This is a genomic window from Paraburkholderia madseniana, from assembly GCF_009690905.1.
Taxonomy (GTDB): Bacteria; Pseudomonadota; Gammaproteobacteria; order Burkholderiales; family Burkholderiaceae; genus Paraburkholderia; species Paraburkholderia madseniana.
The window spans coordinates 22,147-36,784 of the sequence record NZ_VOSW01000001.1 but is presented as its reverse complement, the minus strand read 5'-3'; the positions used below and the strand labels follow the sequence as shown (position 1 = coordinate 36,784).

General features: G+C 62.6%; 14 protein-coding genes, 1 pseudogene and 1 riboswitch. Of the genes and pseudogenes, 9 read left to right on the top strand and 6 right to left on the bottom strand.

Going from position 1 to position 14,638, the window contains the following annotated elements; genetic code table 11:
• Positions 1 to 30 precede the first annotated feature (30 nt).
• The 3 genes from FSO04_RS00145 to FSO04_RS00135 all read right to left on the bottom strand — a co-directional run bounded on the left by FSO04_RS00145 (position 31) and on the right by FSO04_RS00135 (position 3,283).
• Positions 31 to 2,133: an FUSC family protein gene (locus tag FSO04_RS00145; protein ID WP_154557814.1), complete on the bottom strand. Its 2,103-nt coding sequence runs from the start codon at positions 2,131 to 2,133 to the stop codon at positions 31 to 33.
• A 6-nt stretch (positions 2,134 to 2,139) separates the two neighbouring features.
• A complete protein-coding gene (locus FSO04_RS00140; RefSeq protein ID WP_429361537.1) occupies positions 2,140 to 2,274 on the bottom strand; it encodes a hypothetical protein in 135 nt (44 codons plus the stop codon).
• Between the two features lie 100 nt (positions 2,275 to 2,374).
• The gene (locus FSO04_RS00135; protein ID WP_154557813.1) at positions 2,375 to 3,283 is read right to left on the bottom strand and encodes a LysR family transcriptional regulator; all 909 of its coding nucleotides are present in this window, start codon (positions 3,281 to 3,283) and stop codon (positions 2,375 to 2,377) included.
• A 336-nt stretch (positions 3,284 to 3,619) separates the two neighbouring features.
• On the opposite strand from FSO04_RS00135, the gene FSO04_RS00130 reads away from it, so the two are divergent.
• Genes FSO04_RS00130 through FSO04_RS00115 form a run of 4 tightly spaced genes read left to right on the top strand, consistent with a single transcriptional unit; the run spans position 3,620 to position 7,591 of the window.
• Positions 3,620 to 4,696, top strand: a complete 1,077-nt coding sequence (locus tag FSO04_RS00130; protein WP_154557812.1) for an alpha/beta hydrolase — start codon at positions 3,620 to 3,622, stop codon at positions 4,694 to 4,696.
• Positions 4,693 to 6,051: an MFS transporter gene (locus FSO04_RS00125; RefSeq protein ID WP_154557811.1), complete on the top strand. Its 1,359-nt coding sequence runs from the start codon at positions 4,693 to 4,695 to the stop codon at positions 6,049 to 6,051. Before FSO04_RS00130 ends, FSO04_RS00125 begins: the two co-directional genes overlap by 4 nt.
• Before the next feature lie 43 nt (positions 6,052 to 6,094).
• Positions 6,095 to 7,105, top strand: a complete 1,011-nt coding sequence (locus tag FSO04_RS00120; protein ID WP_154557810.1) for an alpha/beta hydrolase — start codon at positions 6,095 to 6,097, stop codon at positions 7,103 to 7,105.
• Between the two features lie 45 nt (positions 7,106 to 7,150).
• Positions 7,151 to 7,591, top strand: a complete 441-nt coding sequence (locus tag FSO04_RS00115; RefSeq protein ID WP_154557809.1) for a hypothetical protein — start codon at positions 7,151 to 7,153, stop codon at positions 7,589 to 7,591.
• Positions 7,592 to 7,628: 37 nt separating this feature from the next.
• Here FSO04_RS00115 and FSO04_RS00110 read toward each other — a convergent pair whose 3' ends face one another.
• Positions 7,629 to 8,243, bottom strand: a complete 615-nt coding sequence (locus tag FSO04_RS00110) for a histidine phosphatase family protein (RefSeq protein WP_154557808.1) — start codon at positions 8,241 to 8,243, stop codon at positions 7,629 to 7,631.
• A gap of 95 nt (positions 8,244 to 8,338) precedes the next feature.
• Positions 8,339 to 8,426: riboswitch (adenosylcobalamin (AdoCbl) riboswitch) on the top strand.
• A 53-nt stretch (positions 8,427 to 8,479) separates the two neighbouring features.
• On the opposite strand from FSO04_RS00110, the gene FSO04_RS00105 reads away from it, so the two are divergent.
• The 4 genes from FSO04_RS00105 (at position 8,480) to FSO04_RS00090 (ending at position 11,737) form a co-directional block, all read left to right on the top strand.
• Positions 8,480 to 8,701 carry a CbtB domain-containing protein gene (locus FSO04_RS00105; protein ID WP_154557807.1) on the top strand — a complete coding sequence of 74 codons (222 nt, stop codon included), beginning with the start codon at positions 8,480 to 8,482 and terminating at the stop codon, positions 8,699 to 8,701.
• An 11-nt stretch (positions 8,702 to 8,712) separates the two neighbouring features.
• Entirely contained in the window at positions 8,713 to 9,459 is a 747-nt protein-coding gene (locus tag FSO04_RS00100) for a CbtA family protein (RefSeq protein WP_154557806.1), read from the top strand.
• A 226-nt stretch (positions 9,460 to 9,685) separates the two neighbouring features.
• The gene (locus FSO04_RS00095; protein WP_154557805.1) at positions 9,686 to 10,870 is read left to right on the top strand and encodes an ABC transporter substrate-binding protein; all 1,185 of its coding nucleotides are present in this window, start codon (positions 9,686 to 9,688) and stop codon (positions 10,868 to 10,870) included.
• Positions 10,871 to 10,927: 57 nt separating this feature from the next.
• Positions 10,928 to 11,737 carry a VOC family protein gene (locus FSO04_RS00090; protein ID WP_154557804.1) on the top strand — a complete coding sequence of 270 codons (810 nt, stop codon included), beginning with the start codon at positions 10,928 to 10,930 and terminating at the stop codon, positions 11,735 to 11,737.
• 274 nt (positions 11,738 to 12,011) lie between these two features.
• On the opposite strand, the gene FSO04_RS00085 is transcribed toward FSO04_RS00090, so the two are convergent.
• Positions 12,012 to 12,836 carry a 2OG-Fe(II) oxygenase gene (locus FSO04_RS00085; RefSeq protein WP_154557803.1) on the bottom strand — a complete coding sequence of 275 codons (825 nt, stop codon included), beginning with the start codon at positions 12,834 to 12,836 and terminating at the stop codon, positions 12,012 to 12,014.
• A 251-nt stretch (positions 12,837 to 13,087) separates the two neighbouring features.
• On the opposite strand from FSO04_RS00085, the gene FSO04_RS00080 reads away from it, so the two are divergent.
• Positions 13,088 to 13,930 (top strand): HTD2 family dehydratase, encoded by an 843-nt coding sequence (locus FSO04_RS00080; protein WP_154557802.1) that lies wholly within the window; start codon positions 13,088 to 13,090, stop codon positions 13,928 to 13,930.
• A 114-nt stretch (positions 13,931 to 14,044) separates the two neighbouring features.
• Here the strand turns inward: FSO04_RS00080 and FSO04_RS00075 are convergent.
• Positions 14,045 to 14,632: pseudogene (locus FSO04_RS00075) on the bottom strand (type VI secretion IcmF C-terminal domain-containing protein); the annotation flags it as partial.
• Positions 14,633 to 14,638: the final 6 nt, after the last annotated feature.

Here is a 14,638-nt window from a genome sequence, read left to right as displayed (position 1 = left end):
GGGAGAGGATTGGGTTGCGGGACGGGCGCATCAGGCAGCGGCCTCCGGTTCGGGCGGCGTGGGTGTGATTAGCGTGGCCGGAAACAGCGAAAGACGCAAGCCGACCAGCGCGTGCAGCGCCTCGCGCAATCTGCGCGCCGAGGTTTGCGCGGTCGGGCCCGGCGCACCGGCATTGGCGAGGCCTTGTGCGGTGACGCGCGCCACGGCTGCATCGATCGACGACATCAGGCTCTCGGGCACCGGTTGGCGCGCGCGCTGGTCGATGCACCATTCGAAGTATTCGCGCACGTCGTCGAGGACATGATCGATCGCGGCCGGCGCTTCGCCGCCGAGCTTGCCGGTCAGGCGGCGCAGATCGAGCGCGTTGAAGGCGATGCGCAGGTCGCGGAAGCTTTCGATCGACGGATGGCGGTGGTCGTCCGTGGCCGCAAGACGCGGGATCAATTGCATCAGGCGGTCGAGCATGCGCGCGGCGAGATTGCGCGGGTCTTCGATCGTCCGGGTGGACGCAGTCAGCACCACGTCGGCCCAGCTCGAGCGCAACAGCCGCGAGGCCGCGAGTTCGGCGCCAAACGGCCGCGTCGCGCGGGTCCACAGATACGCATACAGCAAGCCGGCAAGGCCCGCGAGATTGCTGTTCAGGAAGATCAGGAAGTCGGCCGAGTAGGCATCCTGAATGCTGATGAAGGTGGCCGTATTGACGGCCACGAGCACCGTCACCATGCTGAACTGCGGACGCGGAATTAGCGTGCCCACAAGGATGAACGGCCCGGCGAACAGGACGACCAGCATCGGGAAATCGTGCACGTGAGGCAGCACGGCGAACAGATAGATACCGGCGGCCACCACGGCGATCGCCGTGGCGACGAAGAACTTGAACACCATGGGCGCGGGTTCGTCGAGCGCGGCGAAGAAGCAGCACGCGATGGCGGCCAGCGTCACCGCGCTGGCGCCGTCCGCCCAGCCTGAGCCGATCCACAGACTGCACGCGATGATCACGGCGGCGCCCGCTGAAACCGTCGAAAACAGCATGATGCCGCGGTCGAAAAACTGCTCGGTGCCACCGAGCCGCCAATTGCGAAAACGTGGCCGCCACGAGCCTTCTTCGCGCGTGATGATGATGCGCAGCGAGCGGCAGTCCTGCCAGATATCGATGACCTGTTTCATGCGCCACAGCGCGTTCGAAAGCAGCGCGCCGTCCCAGGTCGCCAGCGCGGCCGGCAGCGGCTGCATCGCGGCGATGCGCTCGCGCAATGCGTTGGCTTCCGGGTCGGGGTGATAGCCTTCGCTGGCTTCAGGAAGCGGCGCATGGAACCATTTGATGACGTCGTTGAGCAACGTTTCGAGACCCTCGGGCCATGTCTGGCGGCCGCTGTTGTAGAGGGCGATCAGCGGATCGGCCAGCGCCGACATGATCGGCAGCAGCAACTGCATGCGCCCGCGCAACTCGTGAGCACGCGCCAGGATGTCCGGCCGGGTGTGGTCGTAGGCAAGCTGGCTCAGCAGCAGTTCCAGCCCGTTGATCGTGCTCGCGATGCGCTGGCGGGCCCCCGAAATCGCCGAGCCCGCAATGCGCCCGGACAGCGTTTCGGTCGCATAGAACGCAGCGTCGCGAAACCACGCGTCGGTCCGCTCGATGATGGTGGGTGCGAGCCGGCTGGGAAACAGCGAACTGCCGACAATGCTCGCGCACACGATGCCGAGCAGGATCTCCTCGGTGCGGCTGATTGCCAGATCGAACACGCCGCCTGGATTGGTCACCGAAGGCAGCGCAATGATCGGCATGGTGTAGGCCGCCAGCATGAAGACGTAGCTGCGCGCAGTGCGATCGGCCACCGCCAGATACAGCAGCGTGCCGATCCACAACGCGACGATCACGCTGAACAGATACGGCGATTCGACGAACGGCGGCACCAGCAGCACCGCGGCCGACGCGCCCAGCATGGTGCCGAGCGCACGATAAAGCGCCTTGGAGCGGGTCGCGCCTACAAACGGATTCGACACGATGTAGACGGTGGCCATCGCCCAGTACGGGCGCGGCAATTCGAGCGAGAGACCGATGTAAAGCGCGATCATCGCCGCGGCAAACGTCTTGACGGAGAACAGCCAGTCGCGGACGGAGGGATAGACCATAACCCGTTACCCGGCATCCCGGGGATTGGGCGGCGCCGCTGCGTCGGCCGCGAGCACGCCATGGCTCGTGCGTCGCCATTTTCTGGCAGCGACGACCAGGGTGCTGCTGACGGTGCGGCGCAAGGTATCGAGATTCGACATGGCCGCTATTGTATTTCCTAAATATTCGTTAGCAAGCTATTGAATCGGAATTTTTTGTGAAGCGCGGCTTTCGTGCCGCTGTCGCAAAAGCCCGGCTCATTTAGCCGTAAACGCGCTCCTTCACCAGTTCGATAAAGCGGGTCGCCGCGCTATTGCGCAGTCCCGCAGGGTAAGCAAGATGCAGCGGAGCACTTAACTTCGCGGGATTCGTCAATGTGCAATAGACGGTGCCAACCTGGTCGTAACGTTGCATCGACGCCGGCACCAGCGTCACCCCCAACCCTGCTGCGACCAGATTGATCCCCGACACCATGCGCGGCACCTCGCGCGCAATCCGCGGGACGAACCCGGCTTGTCTGCATGCTGCCAGGATATCCGCATACATGCCGGGTGCGCCCGGCCGGCGCACCAGAATGAAGTCCTCGTGCGCCAATGCCTTCAACGACACCTGCGGCCGTTTCTTGCCCGCTCCTTTCAGCAACGGATGCCCGACCGGCAATACCACCACCATCGGCTCGTCGAGCAACAACTCGAACGCCACGCCCTCGCGCACATCGACCGGCTTGCGGAGAAACGCGGCCTGAATCTGCCCCGCGGCCAAACGCTCGATAATCTCCGCCGCATTGAGTTCGGCAAGCTCCACGGCGACCTCGGGACACACCGCGCGAAAAGCCCGGATCGTCTCCGTCGTAAAAGGATGGAACGCCGCCGAACTGGTGAGGCCGATCGAGATCGTGCCGAGCTCGCCGCGCGCAATCCGGTGCGCCCTGTCCACCGACTGTTGCAGGTCCTGCAGCAAGCGTTGTGCGTCTTCCGCAAAGGCCTGCCCCGCGGGCGTCAAGCTTACGCCGCGCGGCATGCGCACAAATAGTTCGAAGCCGATCTCTTCCTCCAGCGTTCGAATCTGCTGCGAGAGGGGCGGCTGTTGCATGGCCAGCCGCTCGGCAGCACGCGTGAATTGGCCTTCCTCGGCAACCGCCAGGAAGTAGCGCAAGTGGCGAAGCTCCATCGTGTCCTGTCTCCTCGGTCGTGCCTTGTGTTCTGTGCATTGCCATATCGTATAAATATGGATGGTGCATAAAACAGGTATTTTACATTTACCATGCCCAATCCTACGATCTCGTCTATCGCATCGATCGAGGCCCGCGTTGCTCACGGCAAGCAGGCTCGAGCGTCCCGCGACATAAAACTAAATCGACTGGAGACGATAGTGATAGTCATGCCAAACTGACCTTCCGCGTGACGCTCGGTATCCGCCACCAGTTCTGAGTTTTTGAGCTTTCCAACGACGGATCTGACTATGCACCGCGTTCAAGACAGTGCACGGTGATCAGGAGCAAGCTGCATGACATTGAATCTTTCCCGACGTCTGGCGATGGGGTGCGCGGCAGTGGGTACCGCCTTGCTGGCATTGCTCACGCAACCGGCATTCGCGGTGCATGCCTACGAGTCGCATCTGAAGCCGGTGGCGACGATCTCGGATACACGGTTCGTGATCGACACGCCGCAAGGGCAAGCTGAATTTCCGCTGTACCTGTCGAAGGACTGGAGCGTCGCGCAACCGCAGGTAACGCGCGCGGTGATCGTGATTCACGGCAAATTGCGCAACGCGGACGTGTACTTCCGTACGGCACAGAATGCACGCGACGCCGCCCACGCGGATCCCGACAGCACGCTTCTGATCGCGCCGCAATTCCTTGCCACGCTCGACGTTCGCGTGCATCACGAACCGGCCGATCTGCTGCGCTGGACCGGCGACGCGTGGATGGGCGGCGAAGCGGCGCGGGCTCCGCAGCCCATCAGTTCGTATGCGGTGCTCGACGCGATCGTCACGCGCCTTGCGGATCGCAAGCTGTTTCCGAATCTGCGGCACGTCGTATTCGCGGGGCATTCAGGTGGCGGGCAGGTCGTGCAGCGTTACGCGGTGGCGGCGCATAACATCGACGTGCTGACGAATGAGGGCATCGATGTGCGCTACGTGGTGGCGAGTCCGTCGACGTATGCGTATTTCGATGCACAACGGCCGACCACGCAAGGTGTAGCAGCGCCGTTCGATGCCGCGCAATGCGCCGATTTCAATCAATGGAAATACGGCATGGACAATCGGCCGCCATACCTCGACGACCGCTCGCCCGCACAACTCGAAGCGACTTATGCCTCGCGCCGTATTGACTACCTGGTCGGCGGCGCGGACGACGATCCACAGCAAAGCGCGCTCGATAGAAGCTGTGCCGCCGAAGCGCAAGGTCCGCAGCGTGTCGCGCGTGCCGAGGCGTATTACCGGTACCTCCAGTCGCGTCACCCGGAAGGGCTGAAGCAGAGCTTTCATATCGTGCCGGGTGTGGGTCACAACGGCGCGCGCATGCTGACGTCGGTCTGCGCATTGTCGGCAATGTTCGACACCCAAGGATGCGAGCAATGAGCGGGGCGAGCTTGAATCAGCGTGACGATGCGGCGTCCGCTACGGAGGCATCGAACGGACTGAGCCCGGCGATGGTGCGGCGCGCGATCTTTGCCTCGGTGCTCGGCAACGGGCTCGAATGGTTCGATTTTCTGATCTACGGCTACTTCGCGAAGATCATCGCGCTGGTGTTCTTTCCCGGCGGCAGTGGCTTCGTGTCGATCATGCTGACGCTCGCCACGTTCGCCGTCGGCTTTATCGTGCGACCGATCGGCGGCATTCTGTTCGGTATTTACGCGGACCGGGCGGGGCGGCGCAAAGCGCTCTCGCTGCTGATCATTTCGATGGCGGCGAGCACGCTGTTGATGGGCCTCACGCCGGGTTATGCCAGCATCGGCATCGCGGCGCCGTTGCTCGTGGTGCTCGCGCGGCTGTTGCAAGGGCTCTCGGTGGGCGGGCAGTTCGCGACGGCATCGGCGATGCTGGTCGAGTACGCGCCGCCGCACAAGAAGATGTTCTACGGCAGCTTCAATATGTCGGCGCAGGCGTTCGCGTTGCTGCTTTCGTCAGGCGTCGGCTATCTGCTGACCACGCAGCTCACGCATGAGCAACTGGTGGCGTGGGGCTGGCGCCTGCCGTTTCTGTTCGGCGCGTTGGCGGGGCCGTTCGGTTTCTACATCCGGCATCGCGTGGCGGAATCGCCGGAGTTCGAGCGCTTGCTCGATCAAAAGGATAAGCCGCCGCGCGCAACGGTGCGCCAGTTCTTCCACGATAACGGAGACGCGGCGATTTGCGCGATGGGCGTGATCATCATCGGCGCGGCGACCAATTATGTGTGGCACTCGTATTTGTCGGTCTATGTCGAGCGGCAATTGCATCTGCCGCTGTCCACCGCGCTGCTCGGCGCGTTTGTGTCGGGCGTGCTGAATCTGTTCCTGTTTCCGCTGTCCGGCAAGCTTGCCGATCGTTACGGCGCGTACCGGCTGTTCTATCCGATCGTAATCACGTGGATGGTCTGCGTATATCCGCTTTATCACTTCGTCGTGACGAATCCCACGCCGGGGCATCTGTTCATCGCGCAGATGGTCGCGACGGTGTTCCTCGCCGCCATGTCCGGTTCGCACCCCGGCATGCTCGCGACGCTGTTTCCGGTGCGCAGCCGTTCGGCGGGCGTGGCGCTGTCGTACAACATTGCGGTGACGCTGTTCGGCGGCATGGCGCCGCTCACCATCACCGGCCTGACGCATCTGACCGGCAGCAGTCTGACGCCGGCGTTCTACCTGATTTTTGCCGGTTGCGTGTCGCTCGCGATGGTGTATTTCACGCGCTCGGGACGTGAGCCGGGCGGCGCAACGGCGAAGTTCGTCACGCGTTAACCGCCACTAGCCAGACTGATTAGATGACCCACGAGCTTATTGCATGACCCAGCCTTTGATAACAGATGACGAACGCGCACCGAATGAACGTCCGGTCGCTGTCGTCGCCAGCCGGCACCTGAGTGTCGCGACGCCTGCGGGCAGCGGCACCGTGCCGGTGTTCGCGAACGGCGACTGGCTTGCGCCGACGTGTGACGTCAAGCGTGCCGTGATTCTGATTCACGGACGCCTGCGCAACGCGGACACGTACTTCCATCTGGCGGAGCGCGCGTGCGCAATTGCTGGTGGCGATGCAGCCGATACGCTGCTGATCGTGCCGCAATTCCTCGCGAGTGCCGACGTTAGCGCGCATGTGTTGCCGTCATCCACGCTGCATTGGGAATGGGCTGGCTGGATGGGTGGCGACAACGCCGAAGGTCCGGCGCCGCTCAGTTCGTTCGATGTACTCGACGCCATCCTGCAGACGCTGGCGTCGCGCGAGCAGTTTGCGTCGCTAACCGAGGTGGTGATCGCCGGGCATTCGGGTGGTGGTCAGGTGGTGCAGCGCTATGCCGTGGTGACGCGGGGTGAGGCGCCGCTCGTCGCGCGCGGAATCGCGCTGCGCTATGTGGTCGCGAATCCTTCGTCGTATGTGTACTTCGATGCGATGCGGCCGACCGCGTCCGGTGCATTCGCGGCGTTCGATGCGGCGGCGTGTCCGTCGTTCAATCGCTGGAAGTACGGGCTCGAGGAGTTGCCGGCCTATGCTTCGAGTGACCGTGAGGCGGGCTCGGCTGATGCGCTCGAATCGCGCTATGTGCGTCGTGATGTCACTGTGCTGCTCGGCGGCGCGGATTGCGATCCGCAGCATCCGGCACTCGACCGTTCATGCGCTGCGCAGACGCAAGGTGAGCATCGACTGGGGCGCGGACTGGCTTACGCGCGCTATATGGCGTCGAGGCATCCGGAAGGGGCGGCGAAGCATCGTACGTTTGTGATCGACGGCGTTGGGCACGATGCGAAGGGGATTTTTGCATCGGTGCAGGGGCTGGCGGCGTTGTTCGGCAAGGCATGAAGCGTGCTACTGCGATAAGGCCAGCTTTCAAAGGACTGTGCCGACATGAACAAGACCCGAATCCTCGCGGCCACGATCGCCGCTGTATCGCTTAGCGCCTTGCTGCCGTGCAGCGCGAATGCCGACGATGCGCCTAGCCCGTGCGCATCGCTCAAACGGATCGTTGCGGCTGCGCCGGACGGCCTGGCTTCACTGACACCGGAAGACGGCAAGGGCGTCGCGCAACCCTACGGCGATGACGCCCAGTGTTCGGCGAGCCGCGGGAGTTATCAATGCACGTGGACGCCGCATCACGACGCCGGTTCGAGTGCGGACGCGCTGCAGGGCGTCGCGGCGGACATCGCCTCGTGCCTGCCGGACGCGACGCATGACCAGAATTCACCCGGACGTCAGCATTTTTATCTGGGCACGCGCGCCAAACGGACCGATATCACATTGACGCGGGCTGATTCGAGCAAGTTGCGGCTGGTTGTATCGGGCAAATGAGTGGGCAGATGCGTTTCGGGCTGTCCGCGCGCGGCCCTTATTGCGACGCCGGCCACCATGTCCAGCCGCGTCGCGAGCGTCGCAACTCGACCATCGAGAGCGGCGCGATCTCGATGCGTGGAAACACGGCCGGCGGCGCTCCAAGCGCATGAACGATCGCGGCCCGGATCACAGGCGCGTGCGTGACGGCGACCACGTTTTGCGTGTTGCCTAGTATGACGCCCTCGCTCAACGCACCGTTTAGCGCATCGAGCCACTGTCCCACCCGCTTCACGAGTTGACTGAATGACTCGCCGCCGTGCGCGGCTGCGTCGGGATCATGTGTCCAAGTGGCGAGGTCGTGCGATGCTTCGAGCGCGAGATCGGCAAGGCGGCGGCCATGCCACAGGCCGTAGTGCATATCCGCCAGTCCTTTGTCGACCGATGTGCCTTGGCCCAATGCCGCGGCACCGAGCCCCAGGGCCGACGCCGTGTCGCGCGCACAAACGGCCGGGCTGACGAAAACCGCCGCGTCGTCCGGAATCGACAGGCGTGCTCGTGCGGCGGCCGCTTCGGCGAGGCCACGTGCATCGAGCGGGTCGTCGGCGGGGAAGCGGCCCGCGCGCATCGCCGCGGTCGATGCGTGGCTGATCAGTAACAGCCGTGTGTCCATTCAGTTGATTTCCATAAAGACCGGACTAAAGCGGGACGCCGCGTGCATGCTTTACGTTGCCGGGAGGCAAAGTTTAGCGCGTAGAATAGCGTCACTGCGAAGCACGGAAGCCGGTGAGAGCCCGGCGCGGTCGCGCCACTGTAATCGGCATTCACGAGCCGAAAGCCAGACCTGAGCTTCGCACCATCCCTCTTCAATCGACTATCGGGGCGCGTTACCCCCAGGAGATGTCAATTATGACCAACGCTGTTTTCGATTCCACGACACAGCCTGTCGCCCAACCCACGCCGATTCCGCTGCGTGAATTGCTGCCTTGGGTCGTGTTTGGCGGCTTGCTGCTGTTGCTCGCGCTGTATTTCGTTGGTGCGGAACAGGGTGCCACGTCGCTGGTGCCTGGCATGTATGTGCATGAATTCGTGCACGACGGCCGCCATCTGCTCGGCTTTCCCTGCCACTAACGGAGTCGAACATGGTTGGTAAATTGTTGGTACGCGGGATGCTTGCAGGCATCGCCGCGGGATTGCTCACGTTCGGCTTCGCGAGATTGGTGGGCGAACCGCAGGTCGACCAGGCGATTTCCTTCGAGGAAAAGGCCGACGCCGCCAAAGGCGAAGCGCCCGAATCCGAACTGGTGAGCCGCGGCACCCAGGCGGGCCTGGGATTGTTGACTGGCGTGGTCACGTACGGCGCCGCGTTCGGTGGCCTGTTCTCGCTGGTGTTCGCGTATGCGTATGGCCGCGTCGGCGCGCTGAGTGCGCGCGCGTTGTCCGCATGGCTCGCGCTTGGCGCGTTTATTGCGCTGGTGATCGTTCCGAACATCAAGTACCCGGCGAATCCCCCTTCGGTGGGCGACCCCGAGACGATCGGGACGCGGACCGGCTTGTTCTTCCTGATGATCGCGATCTCGCTGGCCGCAATGGTGTTCTCGCTGAAGGTTCGGCGCCGCGCGGCGCTGAAGCTGGGCGCGTGGAATGGCTCGATTGTGGCGGGCCTGGTGTTCGTCGTGATCATTGCTGCCGTGCAACTGTCGATGCCGACGATCAACGAAGTGCCGGCGGCTTTCCCGGCGGTGCTGCTGTGGAAGTTCCGCGTCGCGGCCATCGGCATGCAGGTGGTTATGTGGACGACAGTTGGGCTGCTGTTCGGCGCCCTCGTCGAGCGAAGCAAATTGCTGGCTCCCGCGAGCCGCAGCGCCGCGAAGTCCGCTTACCTTTGATGTGAATGGTGTGACCGCGCGAGCCGCGGTCACGCCGGCGTGCAGCGCGAGAGAAGTTAAATACATCAAGTACTTGGCGCGTTTGCAGGAATGTTATCCACAGGCTTGCGAACATTTTCTGTGGACAAGTTCCATGGCCGCATAACGTTATGCGAATCGCTTGGTTGCCCGAAGCCGGGGCAAATCCGACACTCACTCCAATCTCATGCAAACCGAGCCTGGAGCCATGTCGAATACATCAAACCTGCGCCCATCATGGGCCACTCGCATCACGACACTTCTGCTGCTGGCCGCATCGGCAATAACGACGACAACGGCAATCGCAGCGCCACCTTCGGGCGATCCGATCCTGATAGGCGTCAGCGGCCCGCTGACCGGACAGAACGCTCAGTACGGCGCGCAATGGAAAGCCGGCTTCGATCTTGCATTGGATGAGATCAACAGCCACAACGGCATCAACGGCCGCCCGCTGAACTACGTCTTCGAGGACAGCCAGAGCGACCCGCGCCAGTCCATCACGATCGCGCAGAAATTCGTCAACGACCCGCGCATCCTGATCGAACTCGGCGACTTCTCCAGTCCGGCTTCGATGGCCGCCTCGCCGACTTATCAGCATGCCGGCCTCGTGCAACTCGGTTTCACCAACTCGCATCCTGACTTCACCAAAGGCGGCGACTACATCTGGAGCCCGTCAGTCAGCCAGGCCGACGCCCAGCCGCTGCTTGCCGACCTCGCCGTGAAAACGCTCGGCCTCAAGCGCATCGCCGTGCTCTATCTGAACACCGACTGGGGACGCACCAGCAAGGACGTCTTCGTCAAAGCCGCCAACGAACGCGGTGCGCAAGTCGTGGCGGCAGAGGGCTATCAGTCGGCCGAGAAAGATTTCCGCGCGACGCTGGTGCGCGTGAGCGCTGCGAATCCGGATGGCATCGTGTTGATCTCATACTACTCCGACGGCGCGCAGATCGCCCGCCAGGCGCGCACAAGCGGTATCAACCTGCCGATCGCCGCAGCCAGTTCCGTGTATTCGCCGAAATTCCTCGAACTCGGCGGGACGGCTGTCAACTGTGTGGCGACGAACACCAGCTTCTTCCCTGGTGAATCCGGGCCTGAAGTGCAAAGCTTCGTCAAACGCTTCGAGGCGAAATACCACCGTGAGCCGGACGCTTTCAATGCTTATGCGTATGACGCTGTCATCATCGCCGCCTATGCGCTGCGCGCCGGCGGCCCCGACCGCAAAGCCGTGCGCGATGCGCTGCCGAAGCTGCATGACATTCCGAGCGTCGTGTTCGGCAAGGCCAATTTCGATCCGGCGACGCGTCGTGTGATCGGCGTGAAAAACATCAACGTGGTGGTGAAGAACGACAAGTGGGCGTTGCTTGAGAGTAAGGCGACGGTTGCCCAGAAGTAGGTATTTCGCTGTATGTCGAACGCTCCGAACATTCACAACATTCACGTCTTTTGTGCCATGAGCCTTTTACTCGACCACATTGTGATTCGCGTCCACGACCTGACGCAGACCATTGAAGATTTCACGGCGCTCGGTTTCACCGTGCAGCAAGGCGGTACCCATGCCGATGGCGTGACGCACAACGCGCTAATCGGTTTCGCCGACGGCAGTTACATCGAGCTGATCGCTTTCTTGCAGGCGGCGCCGCAGCGTCGCTGGTGGGATGTGGGGCAGCGTCATGGCGATGGATTTGTTGATTACGCGTTGTTGCCGTCGAGCGTGGGTGCTGTGATTGACGCCGCGCATGGGCGGGGCTTGCAATACGACGGGCCACAGGCAGGTGGGCGCGTCCGCCCGGACGGCGCGCGGCTCGAGTGGCAGACCGGCCGCCCGCAAACCAGCGACTTGCCATTCCTGTGCGGGGATATCACGCCGCGTGATCTGCGTGTGGCTGAAGGCGCAGTGCGTGAACATGCGAACGGTGTGCGAGGGGTGGCGAGCTTGACGGTCGCTGTGGAGGATTTGAAGGCGAGTTTGCAGCGGTATCGGGCGTTGCTTGGTTTTGCGGACGCGCGGACGGTGGCTTTGCCGGGGCTGGGGGCAGCGTCGGCGACGGTGTCGATTGGTGATGCGTCGGTTGTGTTGCTGAGCCCCGTGCATGTCGATGCCGCGAGTGTTACCCCCGAAGGCGCGGCGTTGCGCCGGCAACTCGCCACGCGTGGGGAAGGGGTGTTGGGTGTCGCTTTGCGCGCTGATGGTAAAGCGCAGTCGCGAGTGCTCGACCGTGATCGCACGCATGGCGCGTGGTTCGAGATCGTCGCGGGATGAGGGGAATCGCCTTTCGGCGCGCAGCGTGCAGCGCTTAGGAAGTTAAGTGGATCAAGTAGTTGGTGCTGTTGTGGGGTTGTTATCCACAGGCTTGCGAACATTTTCTGTGGACAAGTTCACAACAGCTACCGTCCCTTAACGCCGTGGGCAAACAGAATCCGAATCCCATCGCCGCTTACGCGCTCCTACGCCTAAGCGCCCAATTGAACGCGGGACCGGTCCGTGGCTTGGCGGCGCGTCCAGCCGGGACGGGTGGTCATCGTGTGGAGCGCAATCAGGTCGCGTCGTGGAAAATCACCCCGAGCGTGTGCCGGTGACCCGACCGCAGGCGGCTCACGCCGTGTCGCAGATTCACCCGATACACGCCGCGCGTGCCCTGCACCGGCCGGTGATGAACCGCAAACACCACTGCGTCGCCCTTGCCGAGCGGCACGACTTCCGTGCGCGACTGCATCCGCGGACGCTGCTCCGTCATGACGAACTCGCCGCCCGTGAAATCCTGGCCTGGCTCCGAAAGCAGAATCGCGACCTGAAGCGGGAACACGTGTTCGCCGTATAGATCCTGATGCAGGCGGTTGTAGTCGTCCTTGGCGTATTGAAGAATCAGGGGCGTTGGACGCAGCTGGCCGGCGGCGTGACAGCGCTCGATAAATTCGCCGTGGGCGACCGGATAGCGGACATCGATATTCATCGCCTCGTTCCAGCGATTCGCGACCGGCGCGAGGCGCGGATAAAGCTCGGCGCGCAACTTCGCCACCAGCTGCGGCAGCGGATACGCAAAGTACTTGTATTCACCACGACCGAAGCCATGGCGCGCCATCACGACGCGGCTGCGGTACAGATCGTCGCGCGGATAGAGCGCTGTCAGCGCGTCGCATTCCTGCGCACTGAGCAGATTGCGCAGCATCGCGCAGCCATATCCGTTCAGTTCTTCTTCGACATCGAACCAGTCGATCGCGTCGACGCGCTGCGTAAGCGAACCGGTGACGGTGCTGGAGCCTGACTCCCATGCGCCAGCGTGTTTCAGATCGGGCTCGAACCCCAGTTCCAGTTCCAACTCCGGCGACTGTGAGTGCAGATCCTTCGCGACCGTATTCATGAGCATTCTCCGTAAGGCGATTCATCGAACCATGACCGAGTGTAAGCACACGCCCAAGGCCACGCACTCCGACTCTTGCTCTCCAATTCCCGCATCGTTATGGCCGAGCCGCTCCAATCCGCCGCGTGGGTGTCCGGAGCGTCTTAAGCAAAAGCGAAGGCCCGGTTCGAAAATGCAAACTTCGCGAAACCTGCCGCAAGGTTTATCGTAAGACCTATTTCGTCCAATCAGTGTGTTTGGAGACTTTGCCCATGTCTGCTTCCCTAGAGAAACTCGACGACTGGCTCAACAAGGAAGCGGTGACCGAAGACGACATCACCGCGTTTCCGCTGACGGCAATGGCTGCCACCCTGGACCGGGAAGAAAGTGGCGATACGGTGCCACCTCTCTGGCACTGGCTGTACTTTCTGCCGATCGCGCCGCTGTCCGAGGTCGGTCCGGACGGTCATCCGAAGCGCGGTGACTTTTTGCCACCGGTGCCGTTGCCGCGCCGAATGTGGGCCGGTGGCCGCCTGACGTTCCATGCGCAGCTCAAAGTCGGCGAGCATGCGAAACGTACGTCGACCATCGCCAATATCGAAGACAAGACCGGCCGCTCGGGCCGTCTCGTGTTCGTGACGGTGCAGCACGCGATCGAAGTTGGTGGTGAACTGAAGCTCGAAGAAGAGCACGACATTGTCTATCGCGATGCGCCACAAGAGGGCGCCCGGCCACCGCAAGCGGCGCTCGCACCCGAGGGCGAAACGTGGACTCGTACGATCGATGCGGACGCTGTGATGTTGTTCCGCTACTCCGCGTTGACCTTCAACGGCCATCGCATTCACTACGACTACCCGTATGTGACCGAGGTGGAAGGCTATCCCGGGCTGATCGTGCACGGGCCGCTGATCGCGACACTCCTGGTTGATCTGGTGCGTCGTGAACAACCGGACGCGGTGGTGCAGAGCTTTGCGTTCAAGGCGTTGCGGCCTACCTTCGCTGGCCAGCCTTTTACGGTATGCGGCAAACCGGCTGCCGACGGTAGGACCGTCGACTTGTGGGCCAAAGACCACGAAGGTTATCTGACTATGCGGGCTACGGCCGCGCTTGCTTGAACTCTGGGAGAGTTGTTTGCGCGAACTACGCGGCAGGATTGGCCCAGGAGATTTGAGGGGCAATCATGAGACCAATGAACTGCTCTTCGATAACCTTGGCGGTCCTTTCCCCTGTCAATTCACCGCCTGGGTGACCGGCAACCCTGGCGGCAACCCCACCGGCGGTCCGCTATCCGGCAAACTGAACATCGCCATGGAACTGGGGCATTGAAATCCCCTCAGCACATCGCCCGTCAGTGGATTGGCGACACTGCCCGCACTCGCAATATCGAGCACGGCCTTGCGTCCGTCGAAATCGAACTCAACGCGTGTGCGGCCACGGGTCGCCGTATTGATCAGCGTCCCTTTGCTTAGCAGACGCAACAGCGCCCACGGGCCGTCGGTCGAAATCGTTGAGGTATCCGGACGAATGCGCGGGTTCGCTGTAATTTCCGCATGCGCACCGCCACGTGGCCCGGGCCAAGTTATGGAAAACGGCCGGACGGGGCCATGCTGGTATTGCTCGCTCTGACCGTCAATGTCGAGCACGAGTCCGGTGATCGTCGGGTCGAGTTCAGGGATGGTGATATCGGCTTTCCAGGCTAGTTTCTTCTGTCCTGGGTCTGTGAAAAACACATCCCTGATGGCCTTCGCACGCTCGAACGGCGCCAGACTCGGCCCCTGCACGGGCTCGGTTGCGCCTGGAAGCGTTTTGTAACGCCATCCGGC

What these genes read in the sequence shown, in the direction of transcription:
- FSO04_RS00140 (WP_429361537.1), bottom strand. Translation starts at nt 2,274, where the DNA reads ATGTCGAATCTCGATACCTTGCGCCGCACCGTCAGCAGCACCCTGGTC.
- FSO04_RS00085 (WP_154557803.1), bottom strand. Translation starts at nt 12,836, where the DNA reads ATGAATACGGTCGCGAAGGATCTGCACTCACAGTCGCCGGAGTTGGAA.
- FSO04_RS00110 (WP_154557808.1), bottom strand. Translation starts at nt 8,243, where the DNA reads ATGGACACACGGCTGTTACTGATCAGCCACGCATCGACCGCGGCGATG.
- FSO04_RS00095 (WP_154557805.1), top strand. Translation starts at nt 9,686, where the DNA reads ATGTCGAATACATCAAACCTGCGCCCATCATGGGCCACTCGCATCACG.
- FSO04_RS00100 (WP_154557806.1), top strand. Translation starts at nt 8,713, where the DNA reads ATGGTTGGTAAATTGTTGGTACGCGGGATGCTTGCAGGCATCGCCGCG.
- FSO04_RS00120 (WP_154557810.1), top strand. Translation starts at nt 6,095, where the DNA reads ATGACCCAGCCTTTGATAACAGATGACGAACGCGCACCGAATGAACGT.
- FSO04_RS00145 (WP_154557814.1), bottom strand. Translation starts at nt 2,133, where the DNA reads ATGGTCTATCCCTCCGTCCGCGACTGGCTGTTCTCCGTCAAGACGTTT.
- FSO04_RS00105 (WP_154557807.1), top strand. Translation starts at nt 8,480, where the DNA reads ATGACCAACGCTGTTTTCGATTCCACGACACAGCCTGTCGCCCAACCC.
- FSO04_RS00080 (WP_154557802.1), top strand. Translation starts at nt 13,088, where the DNA reads ATGTCTGCTTCCCTAGAGAAACTCGACGACTGGCTCAACAAGGAAGCG.
- FSO04_RS00090 (WP_154557804.1), top strand. Translation starts at nt 10,928, where the DNA reads ATGAGCCTTTTACTCGACCACATTGTGATTCGCGTCCACGACCTGACG.
- FSO04_RS00125 (WP_154557811.1), top strand. Translation starts at nt 4,693, where the DNA reads ATGAGCGGGGCGAGCTTGAATCAGCGTGACGATGCGGCGTCCGCTACG.
- FSO04_RS00115 (WP_154557809.1), top strand. Translation starts at nt 7,151, where the DNA reads ATGAACAAGACCCGAATCCTCGCGGCCACGATCGCCGCTGTATCGCTT.
- FSO04_RS00135 (WP_154557813.1), bottom strand. Translation starts at nt 3,283, where the DNA reads ATGGAGCTTCGCCACTTGCGCTACTTCCTGGCGGTTGCCGAGGAAGGC.
- FSO04_RS00130 (WP_154557812.1), top strand. Translation starts at nt 3,620, where the DNA reads ATGACATTGAATCTTTCCCGACGTCTGGCGATGGGGTGCGCGGCAGTG.